The 20,912-nt window shown below is 42.3% G+C and carries 21 protein-coding genes; 6 read left to right on the top strand and 15 right to left on the bottom strand.

From position 1 onward, the window contains the following. The first annotated feature begins 422 nt into the window (after positions 1–422). Together ABJL82_RS09660 and arfB are read left to right on the top strand one after the other, a co-directional pair. Entirely contained in the window at positions 423–1,463 is a 1,041-nt protein-coding gene (locus ABJL82_RS09660; RefSeq protein ID WP_347274521.1) for a zinc-dependent alcohol dehydrogenase family protein, read from the top strand. An 18-nt stretch (positions 1,464–1,481) separates the two neighbouring features. Next, positions 1,482–1,895 (top strand): alternative ribosome rescue aminoacyl-tRNA hydrolase ArfB, encoded by a 414-nt coding sequence (arfB, locus tag ABJL82_RS09655; protein WP_347274520.1) that lies wholly within the window; start codon positions 1,482–1,484, stop codon positions 1,893–1,895. Positions 1,896–1,940: 45 nt separating this feature from the next. On the opposite strand, the gene ABJL82_RS09650 is transcribed toward arfB, so the two are convergent. Then, on the bottom strand, positions 1,941–2,738 hold the full coding sequence (locus ABJL82_RS09650) for a hypothetical protein (RefSeq protein ID WP_347274519.1): 798 nt from the start codon (positions 2,736–2,738) through the stop codon (positions 1,941–1,943). 207 nt (positions 2,739–2,945) lie between these two features. Here ABJL82_RS09650 and ABJL82_RS09645 point away from each other — a divergent pair, with 207 nt between their 5' ends. Then, the gene (locus tag ABJL82_RS09645; protein ID WP_347274518.1) at positions 2,946–4,172 is read left to right on the top strand and encodes a tetratricopeptide repeat protein; all 1,227 of its coding nucleotides are present in this window, start codon (positions 2,946–2,948) and stop codon (positions 4,170–4,172) included. A 165-nt stretch (positions 4,173–4,337) separates the two neighbouring features. Here the strand turns inward: ABJL82_RS09645 and ABJL82_RS09640 are convergent, their stop codons facing one another. Further along, positions 4,338–5,195 carry a sulfotransferase gene (locus ABJL82_RS09640; protein WP_347274517.1) on the bottom strand — a complete coding sequence of 286 codons (858 nt, stop codon included), beginning with the start codon at positions 5,193–5,195 and terminating at the stop codon, positions 4,338–4,340. Positions 5,196–5,593: 398 nt separating this feature from the next. On the opposite strand from ABJL82_RS09640, the gene ABJL82_RS09635 reads away from it, so the two are divergent. The 3 genes from ABJL82_RS09635 to ABJL82_RS09625 all read left to right on the top strand — a co-directional run bounded on the left by ABJL82_RS09635 (position 5,594) and on the right by ABJL82_RS09625 (position 7,214). After that, positions 5,594–5,953 carry a hypothetical protein gene (locus tag ABJL82_RS09635; protein ID WP_347274516.1) on the top strand — a complete coding sequence of 120 codons (360 nt, stop codon included), beginning with the start codon at positions 5,594–5,596 and terminating at the stop codon, positions 5,951–5,953. A 52-nt stretch (positions 5,954–6,005) separates the two neighbouring features. Further along, positions 6,006–6,680: a DUF2959 domain-containing protein gene (locus ABJL82_RS09630; protein ID WP_347274515.1), complete on the top strand. Its 675-nt coding sequence runs from the start codon at positions 6,006–6,008 to the stop codon at positions 6,678–6,680. Between the two features lie 294 nt (positions 6,681–6,974). Then, a complete protein-coding gene (locus ABJL82_RS09625) occupies positions 6,975–7,214 on the top strand; it encodes a phage integrase N-terminal SAM-like domain-containing protein (RefSeq protein ID WP_347274514.1) in 240 nt (79 codons plus the stop codon). On the opposite strand, the gene ABJL82_RS09620 is transcribed toward ABJL82_RS09625, so the two are convergent. From ABJL82_RS09620 to groL (ABJL82_RS09560), 13 genes are all read right to left on the bottom strand, one after another. Then, positions 7,211–7,441: a sulfurtransferase TusA family protein gene (locus ABJL82_RS09620; protein ID WP_347274513.1), complete on the bottom strand. Its 231-nt coding sequence runs from the start codon at positions 7,439–7,441 to the stop codon at positions 7,211–7,213. The genes ABJL82_RS09625 and ABJL82_RS09620 overlap by 4 nt on opposite strands. Before the next feature lie 43 nt (positions 7,442–7,484). Next, the gene (gene nifU, locus ABJL82_RS09615; protein ID WP_347274512.1) at positions 7,485–7,931 is read right to left on the bottom strand and encodes a Fe-S cluster assembly scaffold protein NifU; all 447 of its coding nucleotides are present in this window, start codon (positions 7,929–7,931) and stop codon (positions 7,485–7,487) included. A 28-nt stretch (positions 7,932–7,959) separates the two neighbouring features. Beyond that, positions 7,960–9,123, bottom strand: coding sequence for an IscS subfamily cysteine desulfurase (locus tag ABJL82_RS09610; RefSeq protein WP_347274511.1), 1,164 nt, complete (start codon positions 9,121–9,123; stop codon positions 7,960–7,962). A gap of 21 nt (positions 9,124–9,144) precedes the next feature. Then, positions 9,145–11,334 (bottom strand): UvrD-helicase domain-containing protein, encoded by a 2,190-nt coding sequence (locus ABJL82_RS09605; protein ID WP_347274510.1) that lies wholly within the window; start codon positions 11,332–11,334, stop codon positions 9,145–9,147. Continuing rightward, entirely contained in the window at positions 11,331–11,840 is a 510-nt protein-coding gene (locus ABJL82_RS09600) for a class I SAM-dependent methyltransferase (protein ID WP_347274509.1), read from the bottom strand. Before ABJL82_RS09600 ends, ABJL82_RS09605 begins: the two co-directional genes overlap by 4 nt. A 268-nt stretch (positions 11,841–12,108) precedes the next feature. Then, complete coding sequence (der, locus tag ABJL82_RS09595; RefSeq protein WP_347274508.1) at positions 12,109–13,449, bottom strand: ribosome biogenesis GTPase Der; 1,341 nt, start codon at positions 13,447–13,449, stop codon at positions 12,109–12,111. 299 nt (positions 13,450–13,748) lie between these two features. Next, positions 13,749–14,954, bottom strand: a complete 1,206-nt coding sequence (locus ABJL82_RS09590; RefSeq protein WP_347274507.1) for a hypothetical protein — start codon at positions 14,952–14,954, stop codon at positions 13,749–13,751. After that, positions 14,947–15,150 (bottom strand): DNA gyrase inhibitor YacG, encoded by a 204-nt coding sequence (yacG, locus tag ABJL82_RS09585; protein WP_347274506.1) that lies wholly within the window; start codon positions 15,148–15,150, stop codon positions 14,947–14,949. Before yacG ends, ABJL82_RS09590 begins: the two co-directional genes overlap by 8 nt. Beyond that, positions 15,137–15,424, bottom strand: a complete 288-nt coding sequence (locus ABJL82_RS09580) for a zinc ribbon domain-containing protein (protein ID WP_347274505.1) — start codon at positions 15,422–15,424, stop codon at positions 15,137–15,139. The genes yacG and ABJL82_RS09580 overlap by 14 nt, the downstream gene beginning before the upstream one ends. Before the next feature lie 76 nt (positions 15,425–15,500). After that, a complete protein-coding gene (dnaJ, locus tag ABJL82_RS09575) occupies positions 15,501–16,619 on the bottom strand; it encodes a molecular chaperone DnaJ (protein WP_347274504.1) in 1,119 nt (372 codons plus the stop codon). 384 nt (positions 16,620–17,003) lie between these two features. Continuing rightward, positions 17,004–18,623 carry a chaperonin GroEL gene (groL, locus tag ABJL82_RS09570; RefSeq protein ID WP_347274503.1) on the bottom strand — a complete coding sequence of 540 codons (1,620 nt, stop codon included), beginning with the start codon at positions 18,621–18,623 and terminating at the stop codon, positions 17,004–17,006. Positions 18,624–18,672: 49 nt separating this feature from the next. Further along, positions 18,673–18,963 (bottom strand): co-chaperone GroES, encoded by a 291-nt coding sequence (gene groES, locus ABJL82_RS09565; protein ID WP_347274502.1) that lies wholly within the window; start codon positions 18,961–18,963, stop codon positions 18,673–18,675. Between the two features lie 89 nt (positions 18,964–19,052). Then, positions 19,053–20,735: a chaperonin GroEL gene (gene groL / locus ABJL82_RS09560; protein WP_347274501.1), complete on the bottom strand. Its 1,683-nt coding sequence runs from the start codon at positions 20,733–20,735 to the stop codon at positions 19,053–19,055. Between the last annotated feature and the right edge of the window lie 177 nt (positions 20,736–20,912).

The raw sequence follows: 20,912 nt of genomic DNA, 5'->3' as shown, positions 1-20,912 counted from the left end.
TGCTGGTAAATTACGTTTAACTCGGCATTGATTATACCACCTAACTTATTGTTAATCAAGATGATATATCGTTTTTTTGCGATGCTTTTCTTAACTTAATGACATTGGGTTGCAAACCTGAACCCGCAAATGTAGTTTCCAGCGCTAGTACGTTCCCAAGTAGCGGCAAGGCATGCCTTGCCGCTACTTGGGAACGAGAACGAAAAATTCATGTAGTGCGACGAGGTTCGTCGCACTACAAATAACAATTTCCAGTTTCAAAAGGCTAAAGTGTTACGAAAATTGCCGTTTCAGAGAAACGGATGGTTGTTACTATGTTGAAATCGACAGTCCACTATCGGCAATCCACAATTTGCCGATTGCCGACGCGGTACGTATTCCCAAAAAATTGATACCGTGCTATTATAAAATAAGGACACTCTATGAGAGCGGCAGTATATGAAAAATTTGCTCAACCATTGACTATTCAAGATGTGCCCGATCCTGTGCCTGAGAAAAACGGCGTGGTGATTCGCGTGGGAGCTACCGGAATGTGCCGGAGTGACTGGCATGGATGGATGGGACACGATCCCTGTATACGTTTGCCACATGTTCCCGGACACGAAATTGCAGGCGTTGTTGAAGAAACCGGAAGAGAAGTGTCCCGGTGGAAGAAGGGAGACAGGGTGACTCTTCCGTTTGTGTGCGGATGCGGTGCCTGCCCGCAATGCGCTTCGGGGAATCATCAGGTTTGCGACCGTCAGTCTCAGCCGGGGTTCACTCATTGGGGTTCTTTTGCGCAGTACGTGGCAATCGATTATGCAGATGTTAATTTAGTACAGTTGCCGGAAGATATTGATTTCGTAACCGCGGCGAGCCTCGGATGCCGCTTCAGCACTTCATTTCGGGCAATTGTCGCACAGGGGAAGGTTTCTGCCGGGCAATGGGTTGCTGTGCATGGATGCGGAGGCGTTGGTTTGTCGGCAATTATGATTGCCAGCGCCCTGAGGGCGAATGTTGTGGCAATTGATATACAAAGAGAGAAACTTGATTTTGCCGGATCGGTTGGCGCCTCTGTGTTGGTAAATGCCGGGGAAGTGGAGGATGTGGCAGGAGCTATATTGGACATAACAAAAGGCGGGGTGCATGTTTCTGTCGATGCGCTTGGCAGTTCAAATACATGCTTTAATTCAATAGCTACTTTAAGAAAACGGGGGAAACATCTTCAGGTCGGATTGATGCTGGCGGAACACCGGCATCCCCCTATACCGATGGACAAAGTGATTGCAAATGAACTTGAAATCCTGGGATGCCATGGAATGCAGGCGCATGAATACGGCGCTATGCTGGATATGGTTTGCGAAGGGAAATTACGCCCGGAAAAGTTGATTGGAAAAACAATCGGCCTTGAGGAAGCGGCACGTGAACTTCCAGACATGAACCGCTTCGGGTCTGTTGGTGTGATAGTAATAAATGAGTTTTAAAGGTAAGTGTAATACTATATGGTAAAAATATCCAATAAGGTAACCATTCCGATAGACGAAATATCGATGCACCCAATTCGCGCACAGGGGGCGGGAGGGCAGCATGTCAACAAGGTTGCCACTGCTGTTCAGTTACGTTTCGATATCAATGCGTCGTCGTTGCCTGATTTTTATAAAGAAAGGCTTTTATCGCTGAGGGACCGCCGTATTTCGGGAGAAGGGGTGATCGTTATCAAGGCGCAGAAATATCGCAGCCAGGACAAAAATAAAGAGGATGCGCTCAACCGGTTGCGGGATTTTATAAAAAGTGCGGTTATTGTGCAAAAAAAACGGAAACCCACGAAACCTAAAAAAGCCGCAAAGGAAAAGCGTCTGGAAAGTAAGACGAATCGTGGACGATTGAAAATAACGAGAAAACCCGTGAAGTATTAAAATGCCTTTGCCGGTGGGGCTGGTTTTTTACGGTTTGCGTTTTTGTCAGTACTGAACGAAGTAAGCATCTTTAAAGGTACTCCCTTTATAGTTGATTCCTCTGATCTTTTCCCGCAGTTTTTTTGCCTCATCCGCAGAAACATCGGCAAAATCACCAACGTCCACTGACAACAGCTTACCGTACTGGTATATCCTTGCTTTATGGATGCCATTGCTTTGCAGATATGCTATCAGTTCTTCCGCGCCTTTTTTATTCTTTTCTATGTTCTGCAGGGTAACTATACGGAGACGCCACATGTTATTTTGGGGTGCGGCGTCTGTTAGAATGGAAGGCTCTTCTGTTTGGAGCGACTGGCTATCCTGCGCTTGTTGCAGTTGCTCTGAAGATATGTTTGCTTCTTCAGACACCGGCTTCATTTTGCGGAATTCTTCCGAGAGGGTATTGATAGTTTGCAATATGCCTTGATTTATACTGCCCATTTTGTCAACTGATTTGGCAAGTTCCGCAATGTCTTTGTTGTGTTTTTGGGTCGCATGGTCAATCATGTCTTCCATCACGCTTATTTTGGCGTCATAATCGGCAAAGCGACGGCTATTGTCTCTGCTGGTTTTGCCCGTGAAAAAATGCATAAATAAAAAAACAACTATTGCCTGAGATGCGAGTATGGCCGCCACTTTTATTGCAATTCGTTTAAGGCTGTTTCCCTCTTCGTTGATTCCTTGTATTTTGTTAATAAAAGGCATATCGGATACCGGGGTTATTTTATGGTTTCTGTTGATAAACGGTAATAGTTCTGTATTTTGAAAATTCTCAGTAAAGTGAAACGTAACCCGGCAGGCCATGTTGTTTTCCCCTCACGGATACCTGATAACCGGACGATGCGCGTCTCTATCCCGCAATTCATTATTGGGAAGTATGGTACTACATGAGAATACGCAAGTCAATGTGTTTTATGTATTTGGACAGTGCAACGCAAAAAACTTCTAAAAATCGTATCTGATTGCTAAGGAAACACACAATATTTTGCCAAAACAGGAAGGGGTAAGTGTATGAATAGATGCTTTCAAAACGTTATACTTGGTGCAATTTTCGTATTTGTGACGGCAGGTTCTGCCTGTGTAATGGCGCAGGATGCTGCTACTCACCTCGCGAATAAAATTAAACCCGCGGTTGTTTCTCTCACGTCTGTCGATAAAGACGGGAATGAGTTTAATCAGGGGGGCGGGTTCATTATAAATGAGCTAGGCGATATTATTACCCATAGTAAAGTATTCATGGGTGCGCATAGCATTCGGGCTAAAAACTTTCAGGGCAATAACTATTCCGTAACAAAAATTCTTGCGGAGGATAAAGAAGGCGGCCTTGTGCAATTGGCAATCGACAATTTTGAAAGCAGGGCGTCTCCTTTGCCGCTGGCCTTAGCGCCGCCTGAAGTAAATGAACAAATCATGGTGATAAATAATTCATTCGATTCCGGGCATTTTGCGGTGACTGGAGTTGTCACTGGTATTTCTGAAATTCCGGTGTTCGGAACTATAATAAGGATAAAGGCGTCGTTTTCTCTTGGTTGCATTGGAAGTCCCCTGATAAATATGAATGGAGAAGCCGTAGGTATTATGGCCTTCATTTCTACCGGTGGGGAAGGCTACGCTCTTGCCTGCGAAAGGCTTAAAAATCTTGTTCCGGTAAAGGATCAATCATTTTCTGAGAGGAGAGGTTTGGGGGAGATTTCCGAAGAGGCATTTTATGGGGAAGGGATTTTACTTATCGGAAATGAGGAATATGAAAAGGCTATTTCCTTATTGGAAAAGGCAATAAGTAAAGACCGGAACTATGCCCATGCGTACTTTCAGATTGGGTACTGTAAAAATAAGCTTGGCAATTATCCTGATGCAATAAAAAACCTGAAACAGGCGATTCGTTTAAAACCGGAGTTTCCGGAAGGATGCTTCCAGCTTGGCATGGCATATTTTATGCAAAAACAATATCAGGGGGCGGTTGAATCGCTCCTTGATGCAGTGCGCAGCAATGCGCAATTTTTTGAGGCATATTTCATGCTTGGTTTAGCCTACACGGCTCTTGAGCGGCATCGTGACGCCATTGAGGCATATTGGCAAGCCATTCGTATTAACAAGGATGTTCCGGAAGTGCATTTTCATCTGGGTATGGCATATTTGCAAACGGAAAATAAGCTAATGGCATATGAGGAATATAAAGTACTCAAAAATCTGAACAAGCATCTTGCATCAAAGCTTTTTAAGATGATTTATCAATGACGCCGGGCTTCACTTCATACCTGAAGATACCTTTAAAAGACGCCTAAGGGAATATGATGTCCTTGCTGTTTCTTTTCTCTCAAAATTGCCAGAGGCATATTTTTTTTACGATTCACATTTTTTCTGTAAACAGGAACGGTTCTGCCTTACGTCCATTTGTTTTTATTAAGGGGATCTCTGTAAAATCTCCTCCGTGTGTGCAAGCCATTTATCTGTATATCCTCCGAACATGCTGTTCAGCTTTTTAATGTCTTCGTAGTAAATTTTCGCTAAATGTCCGGCAATCTTCGGTGGTATGTGCACTTTGATTCCCGGATTGTAGTTATGATGTATTGTGTTGGGAATCATCTCCGGAGAATCATTTATTTCCAGGAATTGGTATATTTGCAGGAGCAGTTCTTTCTGACATGATATGACTTGTTCAAAGAATCCGATAAACATTTGTCCTTTTTGATAATAACTACGCCAGTTGTCAAGTGTGCGCAAATAATCTCCTCTCAAGCGCACCTTGTTCGAATCAATTTTTTTGAGTACTGCGTCATGGTCATTGATGTTCAAGGATTGCTTTCTCACTTCCATTCGTATCTGTGACCATGCCCTGTATATGGGATTGCGTAGGAGGAAGATGATTTTTACGTTGGGGATGAGTTTCTCAATAAATGCTACCTGCCGTGAAGGTAGTGTCGCGTATCCAGGGGTGAAATCGCCCGTTTTTTTACTGCCTCCCGGTTCAAATAATGATAAATACCATTCCGGGGTATGGTTGCGGAAAAAAAAGGTAAAATCCCATTTTAGATTTTTAAAATCGCGAAAACCATAACGTTTTCTGATCCTGATTTTTAATTGCCGTCGCCAAATCTGGCTAAAAATAGCGCTGGATAGGTTCGCTTTGTCCTGATACTTGTCAAAGTAATGAATCTCTTTTATCGGGGGCAGCCAAACATCCGGATGTTTATTTAAATTTCTATAGATCCATGTGGTTCCTGATTTCTGAGCGCCAATACAGAGAAAATCCGGGGACATAATACTACCTCCTAACCTGGCATAGCCAGAATCAAACGAACACGAGATGAAAAATAAAAAGCACGAACGAAGCATGAAGCACGAAACAAATTCAAAAATACAAAATCCCAATGAAAAAAACGGGTTTTGAATAGTTACATTTTTTCATTATAAACACAAATAAATATTTTGACAAAACGAAAGCACAAAAAAATAACTTTGCCATGCATTAAGGATAACAACACCGGGAAATTCATCGTAAAAACTATTATTTACCGTTTTCTTGAGGTATATATGAGGGTTGGTTTTTGGCAGACATTTCTGCATCAATATCGTACTGACAGTACTGTTTGATATAACGGATGTGATTCATACGTTATGGATCGTATTAAGAAAATACTGAAAGAAGGGAGTGTTGCATGAATAAAAATCTATTATTTTTTTTCTGTGTTTCCATGATATTCTTTTGCCATACACTTGGATGTTCTTCAAAACCGGCTGCTTCCGGTAAGGATGCAATTAAGGCATCTGAAAATCTTCAAACGAATCAGGAAAAAGTTGATTACCTGGTTAAGGAAGCAAAGGGCATGTATAAAAAAGAAATGTTTCATGATGCCGTTGAAGTGTGTAAACATATTCTTCAATCACTTGATAAGAAATCAAAAGAGGCAAAAACCTTGTTAGATGATGCTCTAAAGGAACTCGGATCATTAGGTAAAGAGATCCTTGAAGGAGTTAAAAAAGATATTGGTAATTATGGACATGGACAACAAAATTGATATCATGTGATGAGTAAAAGGAATTTTTTTGGTTGAAGGGGAGAGAATGATTATGAATTATCCTACTTTTAAAAACGCATATCCCGTAGTTTTAATGCCGATATTTCTGCTGATCCTTGCAGGGTGTCAATCGACCTATTACAGGACTATGGAAAAATTTGGTTATCATAAAAGAGATATACTGGTCAATCGGGTTACAGAAGCAAGAGACAGCCAGGAAGAAGCAAAAGAACAATTTAAATCAGCGCTGGACGAGTTTAGTTCTGTTGTCAATATCGAAGGAGGCAGCCTGAAAGAAAAATATACCCGGCTGAATGCTGAGTACGAAAAAAGTAATAAAAAGGCCTTGTTGGTAAGCGACAGGATCGCATCTGTTGAAAATGTTGCAAAAGCCCTGTTTGATGAATGGGAAGCTGAATTATCACAGTATACAAACGACAGGCTTCGCCAGAACAGCCAGGGAAAATTAACAGAGACAAAGAAACAGTACGGACAACTTATAGACGCCATGAAACGTGCTGAAAAAAAAATTGATCCTGTACTTCTGGCCTTTCGTGACCAGGTGTTGTATTTAAAACACAACCTGAACGCGCAGGCTATTGCATCCCTGCGGGGTGAACTTGTCGTGATTGAGGAGGACGTTGCTTCACTGATAAGAGAAATGGAGGTTTCTATTGATGAAGCCGATTTGTTCATTCGTTCCATGACAGAAATAACCCTCAACTGATGATATGATACATACCAGAAATCTTTAAACCCGGACAACTTTGTTATGACAACTTCCCCGCTTTTCCCCAATACTATATTCTTTTCTGTAATTATGAAATAAATTATCTTATCCATGTGAAAGAATCACTAAAATGCGTCGAAACAACAAGCTCTTATTTCGCACGGTTATTATTGCAGCAATATTTTTTTTGCGACTGCAGGCGGGATATACTTTTGTGTCCCACGGTATCTGGGAAAAAATTTGTTTCCGATGTTTGCAGAATCTTACGGATTCAAACATGCGTTTTGTGATATGAGAAAATTAAGCCTTCACGAATTTGATTTGTTTGATTTGATACTGGGAGAAAAGGAAATTGCACAATATATTTCATTTCTGGCCACCGCAAATGTTGCAGCAAGCACCCGGAATCAGGCGTTAAATGCCCTTGTTTTCCTCGACAAGCAGGTGCGCCATATCGAATTAGGGGAATTTGGACAGACTCAACGAGCAAAGTCAGGGGGCTTGGGGGTCAAACCTACTATTAAACCTTAACCCGATTTTCTCACAAACAGGTGAATCTCTCCCTCTCCTTCGTTTATCTCTAAAAGCTCATTTCCCGTGCTATTGCACCACGAAACAATGTCTTTTTTAATCCCTTCATCTGTAGCGATTATTTCAAGTATTTTGCCCGGCGCTATTTCATTCATCTTGCCTGCGGTTTTAAAAATGGGCATCGGGCACATAAGTCCGTAACAATCAAGTGTTTCATCCGCTTTCATTGCTATGGGTTCCTCTCTTTATTATTGCATGAAACGCAATACGTTAATTTGGACGAAAATCCGGTTCATGGTGGTGATGATCTTCGTGTGAAGGAGCCTTCTTTTTCTCCAGGCCTTTTCCCGTTGTTTTCTTAAGGTAGTCATCAATAGCGGCTTCAATTGCTTCTTCTGCCAATACAGAACAATGCATTTTTGCCGGCGGCAAGCCATCCAGTGCTTCTGCGACTGCTTTATTGGTAAGCTGCAATGCTTCGTCAAGCGTTTTCCCTATAACCATTTCTGTAGAAATACTGCTCGTTGCAATAGCCGCCCCGCAGCCGAATGTTTTAAACTTTGCGTCAACTATGACATTATCCTTCACCTTGATGGACATCTTCATAATATCGCCGCATGCAGGGTTTCCCACCTCGCCAACGCCATCTGCCTCAGCAACTTCTCCTACATTACGCGGATTTGCAAAATGGTCCATTACCTTTGCGCTATATTGCATATATATACCTCCTTATTATTATTTTCTGTTATTTCTGCTGGTACAATGGGGACATCTGCCTAAGACGCTCCACAATGGGAGGCAATTTTTCAAGGACACATTCAACGTCTTCTTCCGTATTCTCCCTCCCGATACTAAAAAGTACCGTACCCTGAGCCAGCGCAGGGTCTACGCCTGTCGCCATTATTACATGAGACGCCTTCAGAGAGCGTGAAGTGCATGCGGAACCGCTTGAAATTGCAATGCCCTGCATATCCAAAAACAACAGCACCGATTCACCTTCAATAAATTCTATGCACACGCTCAGATTTCCCGGAAGCTTGTTTGTCGAATGCCCGTTTATATGGATATGGCTGATTTTTTTCAACAATCCGTCGCACAACATATCTCTTAATTTCTGTATCTGTTTTGCCCGTTGCGGCATTTCGCTTTTTGCCAATTCAGCCGCTTTTCCCATGCCAACAATGCCGATAACATTTTCCGTTCCAGCCCTTCTGCCGCCTTCCTGCACCCCGCCTTCTATTAAGGGAAGAAGCCTTACCCCTTCTCTCACATAAAGCGCCCCTGCTCCTGACGGGCCATAAAATTGGTTTGCAGACATGCTTAACACGTCAACCGCCACATCTGCAACATCTATAGGAATATTTCCTGCCGCGGCAACGGCGTCTGTATGGAAAATAATGTTCTTTGCCTTAACAACCGCCGAAATTTCCCTAATCGGTTCAATTGTCCCGATTTCGCCATTAGCAAACATTATCGAGACCAATATCGTTGTTGGTTTAATCGCATTTTTTACATCGTCAGGATTCACCAATCCATGCTTATCAACCGGCAAACAGGTAATTTCATACCCTGATTTCTCTAAGGACTTCAGGGGATTAAGCACGGAAAAATGTTCTATCGCTGAGGTAATAATATGATTACCCTTCTTTTTGTTTGCGGCAGCAATGCCTTTTATTGCGAAATTATTTGCCTCCGTTCCGCTTGAGGTAAAAATAATTTCGTTTGCTTTTGCGTTAATAAGATTTGCCACACTCTCACGCGCACTTTGTATTGCATCGCTTGTAAATCTTCCAAACTGATGTATATTGGAAGGGTTGCCAAACCCTTCTTTTAAAAATGGGATAATTGCATCTATCACCTGTGGATGCATTGGTGTTCCCGCTGCATTATCCATGTAAAGTTTTTCCATTATACCTTCCTTCTTTTCATCCTAAGTTACTTTTTCCAATTTCGCATATGCCAGCATGAGATTCTTTGTTCCGCCGACATTAAAACTCACTTTAACACTTGCCTTCTCATTGCTTCCCTGCATTTCCAGGACCCTTCCGATGCCAAACACAGGATGCCGTACCACCTCGCCGTTTAAAAAAGTCCGGGCATTTCCGGAGGGAAATACGTCACTTTCTGATAACACATCGCAAGCTTCCACTGCGTCGTTTTCCCATGAATTACTCTTCCCCTGATATTCGTAAGAAAAATGGTTTTCCGTCTTATCCAGCCTGTCCATGCAGTCAGCATGTATTTCATCTAAAAACCGGGATGCGACACATGGTATTAATTGTCCGTATCTCATCCTCCTTTTTGTGTACGTAAGAAAAAGCCTTTTCATCGCCCGGGTTATGCCCACATAGCACAACCGCCGTTCTTCTTCAATTTCTTCCTCTGAAATCCGTGATTCTGAATGAGGCAATAAACCTTCTTCCATACCGGAAATAAACACGACAGGAAATTCCAGCCCCTTCGCCGTATGCAATGTCATAAGCGTCACCGCTTCCGCCAGGTCTTCAACCGTATCCAAATCGGAAATCAGCGCCACTTCCTCTAAAAAACCCTGCAAAGAACCGTCAGTATGGTTTGCATCATATTCATGGGCAGCATTCACCAATTCTTCCACATTCGCTATGCGGTCCTCAGACTCTTTTTCTTCAGACTTTCTGAGAAAATCGATATACCCTGTTTTGTCAATTATGCTTTTAAGCGTTTCTTCCACCGACGTCTCCGGCATATGGCGCAAGACCATAATAAGTTCATAAAATCTTTTTATTGCAGCGGCAGATTTGCCGGTGACTTCGTGAATTGCATCCACAATCCCGATGGCGTTAAATAGTGTTGAGTCCCGGCTCTCAGCCCATTCTTTTACTTTTTTAACGGTGGTAGTTCCAATACCGCGGGCCGGAGTATTAATCGCGCGTTCTAACGCCGAGTCATCGCATGGATTTACGCATAATCTAAGATACGCCAGTATATCTTTTATCTCCTTCCGCCGGTAAAATTCGACGCCGCCAACGATTACATAGGGAATCCCGGCATTTCTGAGTGCTATTTCCAGCGTCCTGGATTGCGCATTAGTACGATAAAACAGGGCTATATCCGTATATTTTATCCCATTTCCGCGCAGCGTCCTGATTGTTTTTGCGATTTCTTCCGCCTCACTATGTTCATTCTCGCAATGTATTGCTTTTATCTTTTCTCCATGTTCATTTTCCGTCCAGATTTCTTTCTGCTTCCGGTATTTATTTTTTTGAATAACACTCGATGCCGCCAGCAGGATGTTCTTTGTCGAACGGTAATTTTGCTCCAGTAGCACTACCCTGGCGTCGGGATAGTCTTTTTCAAAATCCATTATGTTTCTTAAATCCGCACCGCGCCAGCCGTAAATCGACTGGTCAGGGTCTCCTGTCACACAAATATTTTTGTATTTCTGTGCAAGCAGCCGTGAAATAGCATATTGAACAAAATTAGTATCCTGATATTCATCGATGAGGATATATTTAAACCGTTCCTGATATGACGACAATACGTCCGGGCGTGTTTTTAAAAGTTCAACCGTCTTTATGAGAAGGTCATCAAAGTCCAGGGCATTGCCGGATTTTAGCATGGCGTTATATTTTTTATAAATTTTTGCAACCATTTGGTGATAAACATCTGATGCTGTTGCAGCGAATCGTTCATGGTCGATAAGTTTGTTCTTGGCATTGCTGATGGAACTTATAATGCTCCTCGGCTTCCAGTGGGCGGTATCAATCTCTAAATCGGCCATGATGGATTTAATCCTGTTCAATTGATCCACCGTATCGTAAATGGTAAAGTCTTTTGAATAACCAAGCAGTTCTATATCTTTTCTTAGAATTCTTGAGCACATCTTGTGGAATGTGGAGACCCACATTCCTTTATGAGAGGAAAACTTTTTCACCCTTTCAGCCATTTCATTTGCCGCCTTATTGGTAAATGTTATGGCCAATATATTGTATGGGGAAATACCTTCCGACATTAAATAGCCGATACGCCGTGTGATTACCCGTGTTTTTCCGCTACCGGCGCCCGCCACAATCAAAAGAGGGCCGTCAATATGGGTAATCGCTTCGCGCTGTTTGTCCGTAACATCTTCTAAAAATTTCATTTACGCTTTTCCGCAATTAAACTTGCTATCGCCTTTTTATCGTCTAAAACGAGTTCCCGGTAATAAATAATCTTAAACTCCATGAAAAAATACAGCAGCTCATTCGGTTTTAACAAATATTCTTTGTTCTTAGGTCCGTCAAAACCGCGTTCAGCATTCTCAACGGTAAAGGTCTCGTACATAATCATCCCCCCGACCTTGAGAGAGTCCTTTATTTGAGGAATAAGATCCCTTTGTAAGTAGTAAAAACAGGTTATTGCATCATAGGAATTTTTGGGCAATTTATAGTCTTTCAAATCCGCTACAAATGCATTAATGCGGACGTTGTTTTCTTTTGCCAGTTTTTTTGCCTTTTCAATGGCAATGGCAGAAATATCGCAGCAGTCCACCTCAAACCCGTTTTTTGCCAAAAAAACGGCATTGCGGCCTTCGCCCGTTGCAACATCCAATGCTTTTCCTTTGGGTAAAAGATTAATATGTTCCTTTAAAAATACGGTAGGCTCCATGCCAAAAATATATTCCTCCGTATTATATCTACTATCCCAAAACAATTTATCACGAGCACCTGCAGATAATACACTTGTACATATCAAAGAGGATATTATAAACAAAAAAACAAGATAAAAACTATTATATTTTATGCTCTTCAACGTTTTTGGATGCCTTCGGGAATGGGTTTAAGAAATTTATTTGCAGTTTATCTATAGAAAAGACTTACAGGGAAAATTTGTTGGGTTTTTGTCTTTTGAATCCACTACCTGATTTAAATATGAACTATGAATGTTCCGTTTTCTGTTTTGTCTGCGATCTTTGACGGAAATAAAATTTAAGAGGAATTTCCGGGAATGCCAGTTTGCTGCGAAGCTGGTTACAAAGGTATCGCTCATAATTATTATCAAAAAGTGTGGGGTCATTTACAAATATTACAAATGTAGGCGGGGCGACACTTATTTGGGTGCTGTAATATATCCTCGGTGTTTTTGACTTTCTTTGCCCTGGACGTTGCAACTTCAGGGCATCTTCTACCACTTTATTTAACTCCGACGTTGAAACCCTTGTATTGGCCTGCTCATAAAGATCCATCGCAAGGTGAATCATCTCGGCAACGTGATCGTTGTTTTTGGCGCTAATAAATGAAATGGGGGCAAACGAAAGACCCGGCAGGCTTTTATTTATATACTCATGATATTCTTCTGTTTCAATGCCCTTAACCAAATCCCATTTGTTAATAACGATCACACATGGTTTTCTTTCCAGGTCGATGTACGCCCCTAACTTCTTATCTACATCTGAGATTTTGAGGGTTGCATCAATCAGGAACAATACCACATCTGCCCGCCGGATAGACCTTTCCGCACGAGCCATGCTGTAAAATTCGATAGAATCTTTTACCTGGCTTTTTTTGCGTACACCGGCGGTATCTATTGCTAAAAACTGTTTATTATCCATTTCAAATTTCACGTCAATTGAATCCCTTGTCGTTCCAGGTACCTCGCTTACAATGACACGTTGCTTTCTGGCAAGGGTATTAATCAAAGTGGATTTTCCCGCATTTCGCTTCCCCACTATTGCCATTTTCATAATAGGTTCGGAATCTGTATTGTCGTAAGGTTCCTGCAGAGGAAAAAGAGAAATGATTTTGTCAAGCAAGTCCGAACGTCCATATCCTTCTATTGCAGAAACCGGGTGTGGTTCTCCAAAACCCAGTTTGTTAAATTCGCCCATTGAATGCTCAAATTTCGGAGTATCGACCTTATTTGCGATAAGGATTACTTCCTTTTTTACATGCCGTAATCTTTCTGCGACAATTCTATCTAAAGGAGTGATGCCTTCACGTACGTCAACAACAAAAAGAACAACATCTGCCGCCGCAAGCGCTACTTCTATCTGCATCTCAATATCTTCTGTAAGGCCGTCCGAATCTGTTATCCCCATGCCGCCTGTGTCGACCAACTCAAATACATAGTCCTTATGGCGTATTTCAGTTGATACCCGGTCTCTGGTTACACCGGAGGTAGGTTCAACAATAGAGATTCTCCGTCTGGAAAAACAATTAAACAACGCAGATTTTCCCACGTTTGGCCTTCCAACAATTACTGCTACAGGTATCTGCATTTTTACCCCAAATTGATTGCTATTAAATTAGGCTGCTTTGGCAGCGACTTTGTTCTGTTGTCACGTTAATGTAGAGACGCATTGCACGCGTCTTGTGTAATACAATTAATGATATAAAGAGAAGAGACGCGTGCAATGCGTCTCTACAACAAAACATTAAATTTCTAAACGTTAAATTAGGTTGGATTTTTAAAAGACCTGTCACAATTATTTATTGTGTCACAGCGCCATCAAGCAGTATGGAAGGAAATGCATTTGACGCTCTGCATGAAGTGAAGTGAATTGGCAAGGCAATAGAATTATTCCTTAAATTGGTCACTCCGAACATCATTATTGTTTGTATTTTCGGAAAGTTTTTTTATATCATCATTTTTAATATCAGCCGTCAGTTCATTCTGATTGTTATTTTCCAAATACACATCGGTAACATTGGTACTATCTATTTCTTTTCTCAATAAAAAATAAATAACTGTTTTTGCGGAAAATACATAGTTGATAAAAAAATTCCATACGGCCAATTTAATACAAAAAATATAAACAATCAACATGCCCGCAAGGAAATTCAGAGACCATCCGGTAAGAACAGATACCGCGGTCTTTGATTCGTCAGCAGGCTTCATGCAAAAGCCGAGACACGCAATATTACATCGTTGCAGTATATATGCTTTAACGGTGTAAAATTTTTCTCCCATCCCAAATCCTACCGTACAGAAAGACAGATGAATCACCAGCCATGCAAAAAAAGCAACTATAGAAACGCAAATAATGCCATACACTATATATATCCCACAATACCCCAAAAACTGTTTTGGCCTTGAAATTACATAACTGTATGCACGGCTTACCGCGTCAAATGCATCCGACCCTTCGGCGCTAATGGTTGGATACATAAAACACATACCCAATACACCAATTATCCCGACCAACACCATCATTAAGCCGGCAACAAAGGCAAAGGGAAACCCTAAAGCAACCACACATTCCCCCAATACCGGTATCCTTCCTATTAAACCGCCAGTTACATTACATATTCCGAAAAAAAACACCCCTATAAAAGGAATCATTGGCGACCAAAAAAAGGACCAGAATTTTTTCCTGGCGAATGCAACAGCATCTATTAACCTAACATTTTCATCCCTCGCATAATCGAGTGCAGCTATTCTGGTAATTGCACCGCCAAAAAATGACCATATTCCCAGGAGTCCCATAACAATTGTTATAAAGAATATAAATCCGCCCACGCTGAACATCGCTGCGGCAGATGAAAAATTTGCTCCATGTATGGGGCAATTATCCCGCATCGGGAATAAAATAATTTTCGTAAAAAAGAACGGTGATAAATTTATTATTTTTAGTGCAGAAAAAAAAGACGCCGCCATCACACACCAAGCCAAACTGATAAGAAGGCCTGCATATCCGAGAAACATCATCTTAGGATCAAATGCCATTTTAAAAGCAACAAAAATATCACGCCAGCTATGTACGTGTGTCTTTGTTTTAACCATCCATTTCCTCTCCCTTTTCATCTACACATGTTGACCCGTCACTCCCTATCGGTTCCTCGATACAATAGCTCTCATTCATCCAGGCGCCAAAATCAACCAATTTGCACCTGTTGCTGCAAAAAGGGAAATAGGGCAAATCCTTAATCAACTGGTAGAAGAGTATTTTTCTGCAATTCGGACAATTAATTTTCTGCATGCGTTTTTTCTGTCTTTTTCTCTTGTTTTTTATCCTTTGTTTCCGGCTTTGCTATTTCTGATTCTTTTTTTGCACTGGATTTATATTCTTCGCTCCGGTAATCCGTCTGGTAAAACCCTGAACCTTTAAAAATTATTGCCCCACCCGACCCAATAATTCTTTCCACAGAAGAACGTCCACAGGAAGGGCATTCCTTTACCGGATCTGATTTTATAGATTGAAACATTTCAAATCCATGACTGCATTCATTACACTTGTATTCGTATGTTGGCATATATCATACTTAATTTTTACAGCAGCACAAAATCGCCGCAATACAATTAAGCTGTACCTCCTTTCAATAAAAAATGTTATGATATCTGTTTCATTTTTTCAATAAACTTCTTTTGTCTGGAAGAAATATTATTTTTTTCCAGCTCGGCAAATTCTTTTAACAATTCTTCCTGGCGCGAAGAAATCTTTGTTGGTGTTTCAACTACCACCTGAACCAGCAAATTACCTTTGCCATGCCTGTGTATATTAGGGAACCCTTCACCCTTAATAGGGATAATCTCATTATTTTGTATGCCCTTTGGCACTTTCACCTGAATGATATTGCCCGATAATGTAGGGACATCAATTTTGCAACCTAATGCCGCCTGTGCAAAACTAATAGGGACTTCACATAATACATCGTTTCCATGCCTTTGAAAGATTGGATGAGGTGTGACGTGGACATCACAATACAAATCACCGGAAGGTGCTCCATTCTCGCCGGGTTCGCCCTGTCCCGTCAGTCTCAGTCTTGTGCCATCTTCGACCCCTGCCGGGATCTGTACTGATATTGTCGCCCTCCTTGGATATCGTTTTGTTCCGCCGCATTTTCTGCATGGCGATTCGATAATTTTACCATTGCCACGGCATTTAGGACATGTAGTGCGCAATGTGAAGAACCCTTGCGATTGTTGCACCTGTCCCCTCCCTCCGCAGTAAGGACACGTAACCGGAGAAGTGCCTTCCTTAGCGCCGGTACCACGGCAAGCATCGCATATTTCCCTTCGCATAAGTTCGATCTTTTTCTCTACGCCGGTAGCAACTTCTTTAAACCCCATCTCGATATCACATTTTAAACTTGCTCCTCTTTTACCGGCTTCTCCACCGCCTCTTCCCCTGCCAAAAAATTCATCGAAAATACTTCCGCCACCAAATATATCTCCAAACGCATCAAAGATATCCTCATAGGAGCTGTAACCACGAGTGCCTGTAGCCCTTAGGCCTTCTTCTCCGTATTGATCATATAATTTCTTCTTTTCGGCGTCACTCAACACTCCATATGCTTCCGCCGCTTCTTTAAACATTTGTTCAGATTCTTTATTACCGGGATTTCTATCGGGGTGATATTTCATCGCCAGTTGTCGATACGCTTTTTTTATTTCATCGCTGCCCGCGTTCCTGCTTACTCCCAATATTTGATAGTAATCTCGTCCCATAAGTATTTTATTTTTCGAATTTTATCTCTAATTATTTAAAAAGCGCCAAAAAAATTATAGTGCATAGAACAGAATAAAATCAAGGAAGTTTTAAAACACCCATTCTGCCGTCAGTACGGCCTTAAAACCTTGTCCACCTTTTGAAGGGTTTTTGCAATCACAGGGTATTAAGCCCTGTAGCGGCAATTCATTAATTGTCGCCACAGAACGTCACCACTATTTCCTTGTGTTCTTAATAGTTTTTCCTGCTTTGACATGGTCATTTTAAATCACCTGCGAAGGGGTATCTGATTTTTATGACAGTGTGGTGGTGTGTAGAAAAGCAAAAAGGCTACATGTAGCAGCCTTTTCACTTTAATAATGAGTCGTAGTTCAGAAATTATTTTAATGAATGCTGCCATTTATAATTTTTTCATCCTCATCCTCTTTATATTCTGTCAGCATAGTCTCAGTTGTCAGCAATAAACCGGCGACACTTGCCGAATTTTGCAATGCCACTCTCGATACTTTCGCAGGATCAACAATACCCGCCACGAACATATCAACATACTCGCCAGTATTGGCATTATAGCCCATATTTGCGGAAAGTCCCTTCATTTCCTCAAAAACCACCGAGCCGTCCGCCCCGGTATTATTCGCAATTTGCCGTAAGGGAGCTTCCAGCACTTTTGCAATTAAATCCATACCGATCTTCTCATCGCCATCAACATTTTTACTTGCCTCTTTCAGCGCAGGTATAGTACGTATGAAAGCAACGCCTCCTCCGGGCACAATACCTTCCTCAACAGCAGCCCTGGTTGCATGTAAAGCATCTTCCACGCGCGCCTTTTTCTCATTCATCTCGACCTCAGTTGCCGCCCCAACGTGTATTACCGCAACCCCGCCAGCCAGCTTCGCAAGCCTCTCGCTGAGTTTTTCTTTATCATAGTTTGACGTTGTCTGTTCAATCTGATTTTTGATTTGCCGGATCCTTGCCTGAATGTTTTCTTTCGTAGCCGCACCTTCGATTATTGTCGTGTTATCTTTATTTATGGTAATCCTCTTTGCCACTCCAAGATCTTCTATCCCGATATTCTCCAGCTTTAATCCCAAATCTTCGGTAATTGCCTTTCCGTTCGTCAATATTGCGATATCTTCCAGCATAGCCTTTCTGCGGTCGCCAAACCCCGGAGCCTTAACCGCCGCGCAGCTTAATACGCCGCGCAGCTTATTCACAACGAGAGTTGCCAGCGCTTCACCTTCAACATCCTCGGAAATTATCAAAAATGGCTTTCCGCTGCCGGCAATCTTTTCCAGCAAGGGCAGGAGATCTCTCATGCTGGATATCTTCTTTTCGTGAATCAATACATATGCATTTTCCAGCACCACTTCCATATTTTGAGCATCCGTTATGAAGTAAGGTGAGAGATACCCCTTGTCAAACTGCATACCTTCAACAATTTCTAAAGTAGTCTCTATCCCCTTCGCCTCTTCAACCGTAATCACGCCGTCTTTCCCTACCTTATCCATCGCGTCTGCCAGAAGATTTCCAATAGAAGCATCATTGTTTGCAGAAATTGTACCCACTTGCGCAATCTCTGCGCGTCCTTTTATGGGGATGCTTAACTGTTTCAGTTCTGCGACCACAACGTCCACCGCCCTGTCAATACCTCTTTTGAGTGCCATAGGGTTAGCACCTGCCGTGACATACTTCATCCCCTCATTGAAAATCGCCTCTGCCAGAATGGTTGCAGTAGTGGTGCCATCACCTGCAATATCACTGGTTTTTGACGCCACTTCACACACCATTTTAGCGCCCATATTTTCAAAGGGATTTTTTAATTCAACCTCTTTTGCGACAGTTACACCATCCTTTGTAACAGAGGGGGCGCCAAAACCCTTTTCCAGTATCACATTCCTTCCGGTAGGCCCCATCGTTACCCGGACGGCGTCTGCTAATTGTTTTATCCCCTTCTGAAGCGACCCTCTGGCAATTTCATCATAAATCAACTGCTTTGCTGCCATGTTATAACCTCCAAGAAATTACAATTTAATTATTTGCCATTGCTCAAGTTTAGTTAACTTTCGCCAAAATGTCGCTTTCTCTCATAATCAAATATTCTTTGCCGTCAACCGTAACCTCTGTTCCTGCGTATTTTCCGTATAAAACCAGATCGCCCACTTTTACCAATAAATCTGCTCTTTTGCCATTTTCCAGTAATTTTCCTTCGCCAACGGCTATTATTTTCCCTTTTATTGGTTTTTCTTTTGCCGTCTCAGGTAAAACGATACCACCCTTTGTTTTTTCCTCAGCCTCCATAGGCTGAACAACTACCCTGTCATCTAACGGTTTAATGTTTGCCATAGTCCTTTATTTACCTCCTTAACGATAAATTAATTGTAAAAATCTTTTTCCCTAAAACTTTTATATACTCTTTTTAACGAACCCGACGGCTACATCATCCCCATGCCGCCCATTCCGCCCATACCACCCATTCCTCCCATGCCACCCATTCCGCCCATACCGCCAGGCATACCAGACGGCATGCCTTCGCCTTCTTTCTTAGGAATATCGGTAATAATGCATTCGGTGGTCAATAATATTCCGGCAATGCTTATGGCATTCTGAAGAGCGCTCCTCGTCACCTTCGTAGGGTCAATTACGCCGGCCTCTATCATATTGCAGTAATCTCCCTTGTCTGCATCATAGCCATACATAGAATCACGGGCGTCTAGTATTTTCTTTACAATAACAGACCCCTCAAGCCCGGCATTTTTAAATATTTGTTTTGCCGGAGAGGAAAGAGCCCTTTTTACAACATCAACGCCCATTGCCTCATCACCATCCAGTTTAAGCTTTTCCAAAACTTCAATGGTATTGAGGAGAGCAACGCCGCCGCCTGGCAAAATACCTTCTTCAACAGCAGCCCGCGTAGCATGCAACGCATCTTCAACCCTTGCCTTCTTTTCTTTCATCTCGCTTTCCGTAGCGGCGCCCACCAAAATCTGAGCAATGCCACCCGCAAGCTTCGCCAAACGTTCCTGCAGCTTTTCCCTGTCATAATCCGAGGTTGTTGTTTCGATCTCGTTTCGTATCTGATTGATCCTGCCGGATATTGCGTCAGAGCTGCCGGCGCCCTGTACAATCGTAGTGTTATCACTGTCGATAGTAACTTTTTTAGCGCGCCCCAAATCGCGAATATCAATATTTTCCAACTGAATGCCTAGGTCTTTAAATATGGCCTTCCCGCCGGTAAGGGTTGCAATATCATCCAGCATGGCCTTCCTGCGGTCTCCGTAACCAGGCGCTTTTACTGCGGCACAACTTATAGTGCCGCGAAGTTTATTAACTACAAGGGTTGCCAATGCCTCCCCTTCAACATCTTCCGCTATAATTAAAAGAGGAACTCCCGTTTTCGCCAGTTTTTCCAGCAGCGGCACAAGGCCCTTAATCGTCGATACCTTATCTTCAAACACCAGAATATAGGGATCTTTTAATTCCACCTCCATAGTATCCTGATTTGTCACAAAATGCGGGGAAAGGTAACCACGGTCAAACTGCATGCCTTCCACTACTTCAACGCTTGTGTCAAGGCCTTTTCCCTCTTCGACGGTGATCACGCCATCTTTCCCAACCTTATCCATTGCATCAGCAATCATTTTACCAATTTCTTTATCGTTGTTTGCCGCAATGGAACCGATATTCGCAATATCCTTTTGGTTCTGAACCTTTTTGCTCATATCTTTTAATTTGCTTACCACCTTTTCCTGGGCTTTGCGCATCCCCCTGTTGAGCGCCATTGGGTCTGCACCGGACGTTACGCACTTTAGTCCTTCCAAAAATATTGCCTCAGCGAGAACCGTGGCAGTGGTGGTGCCATCCCCGGCTACATCGCTTGTCTTTGAAGCGGCTTCCCTCACCAACCGGGCGCCTGTATTTTCATAAGGGTCTATCAGTTCCGTCTCATCTGCCACCGTTACTCCATCTTTTGTCACGGTCGGACTCCCGTACCCCTTATCCAACACAGCATTTCTGCCCCTTGGCCCCAAAGTCACCTTAACTGCCCTTGCGAGTTTTGTCACCCCTCTGGCAATAGCGGCTCTTGCCTCTTCACTAAAGGCCAATTGCTTCGCCATCAAGTACCTCCTTTCAAAATTCCGGATAGAGATTATACTACGTTCATGATAGTATCGTAAAACTTACTAACCCATCAGTATCAAGCAAAATACATGCCTCAACCAAATTGTTGTTAATAATATGCCTTAACCAGCACAAATATTAAGTTTTACACCTTGCGGAACAATGTGGTTATA

It is taken from the genome of Candidatus Kuenenia sp., assembly GCF_039794105.1.
Lineage (GTDB): Bacteria > Planctomycetota > Brocadiia > Brocadiales > Brocadiaceae > Kuenenia.
This window is presented reverse-complemented; position numbering and strand designations above follow the sequence as displayed.

Excerpts from the sequence above, each read along its gene's own strand:
- ABJL82_RS09660 (WP_347274521.1), top strand. The coding sequence starts at position 423 with ATGAGAGCGGCAGTATATGAAAAATTTGCTCAACCATTGACTATTCAA.
- arfB (WP_347274520.1), top strand. The coding sequence starts at position 1,482 with ATGGTAAAAATATCCAATAAGGTAACCATTCCGATAGACGAAATATCG.
- ABJL82_RS09650 (WP_347274519.1), bottom strand. The coding sequence starts at position 2,738 with ATGGCCTGCCGGGTTACGTTTCACTTTACTGAGAATTTTCAAAATACA.
- ABJL82_RS09645 (WP_347274518.1), top strand. The coding sequence starts at position 2,946 with ATGAATAGATGCTTTCAAAACGTTATACTTGGTGCAATTTTCGTATTT.
- ABJL82_RS09640 (WP_347274517.1), bottom strand. The coding sequence starts at position 5,195 with ATGTCCCCGGATTTTCTCTGTATTGGCGCTCAGAAATCAGGAACCACA.
- ABJL82_RS09635 (WP_347274516.1), top strand. The coding sequence starts at position 5,594 with ATGAATAAAAATCTATTATTTTTTTTCTGTGTTTCCATGATATTCTTT.
- ABJL82_RS09630 (WP_347274515.1), top strand. The coding sequence starts at position 6,006 with ATGAATTATCCTACTTTTAAAAACGCATATCCCGTAGTTTTAATGCCG.
- ABJL82_RS09625 (WP_347274514.1), top strand. The coding sequence starts at position 6,975 with ATGAGAAAATTAAGCCTTCACGAATTTGATTTGTTTGATTTGATACTG.
- ABJL82_RS09620 (WP_347274513.1), bottom strand. The coding sequence starts at position 7,441 with ATGAAAGCGGATGAAACACTTGATTGTTACGGACTTATGTGCCCGATG.
- nifU (WP_347274512.1), bottom strand. The coding sequence starts at position 7,931 with ATGCAATATAGCGCAAAGGTAATGGACCATTTTGCAAATCCGCGTAAT.
- ABJL82_RS09610 (WP_347274511.1), bottom strand. The coding sequence starts at position 9,123 with ATGGAAAAACTTTACATGGATAATGCAGCGGGAACACCAATGCATCCA.
- ABJL82_RS09605 (WP_347274510.1), bottom strand. The coding sequence starts at position 11,334 with ATGAAATTTTTAGAAGATGTTACGGACAAACAGCGCGAAGCGATTACC.
- ABJL82_RS09600 (WP_347274509.1), bottom strand. The coding sequence starts at position 11,840 with ATGGAGCCTACCGTATTTTTAAAGGAACATATTAATCTTTTACCCAAA.
- der (WP_347274508.1), bottom strand. The coding sequence starts at position 13,449 with ATGCAGATACCTGTAGCAGTAATTGTTGGAAGGCCAAACGTGGGAAAA.
- ABJL82_RS09590 (WP_347274507.1), bottom strand. The coding sequence starts at position 14,954 with ATGGTTAAAACAAAGACACACGTACATAGCTGGCGTGATATTTTTGTT.
- yacG (WP_347274506.1), bottom strand. The coding sequence starts at position 15,150 with ATGCAGAAAATTAATTGTCCGAATTGCAGAAAAATACTCTTCTACCAG.
- ABJL82_RS09580 (WP_347274505.1), bottom strand. The coding sequence starts at position 15,424 with ATGCCAACATACGAATACAAGTGTAATGAATGCAGTCATGGATTTGAA.
- dnaJ (WP_347274504.1), bottom strand. The coding sequence starts at position 16,619 with ATGGGACGAGATTACTATCAAATATTGGGAGTAAGCAGGAACGCGGGC.
- groL (WP_347274503.1), bottom strand. The coding sequence starts at position 18,623 with ATGGCAGCAAAGCAGTTGATTTATGATGAAATTGCCAGAGGGTCGCTT.
- groES (WP_347274502.1), bottom strand. The coding sequence starts at position 18,963 with ATGGCAAACATTAAACCGTTAGATGACAGGGTAGTTGTTCAGCCTATG.
- groL (WP_347274501.1), bottom strand. The coding sequence starts at position 20,735 with ATGGCGAAGCAATTGGCCTTTAGTGAAGAGGCAAGAGCCGCTATTGCC.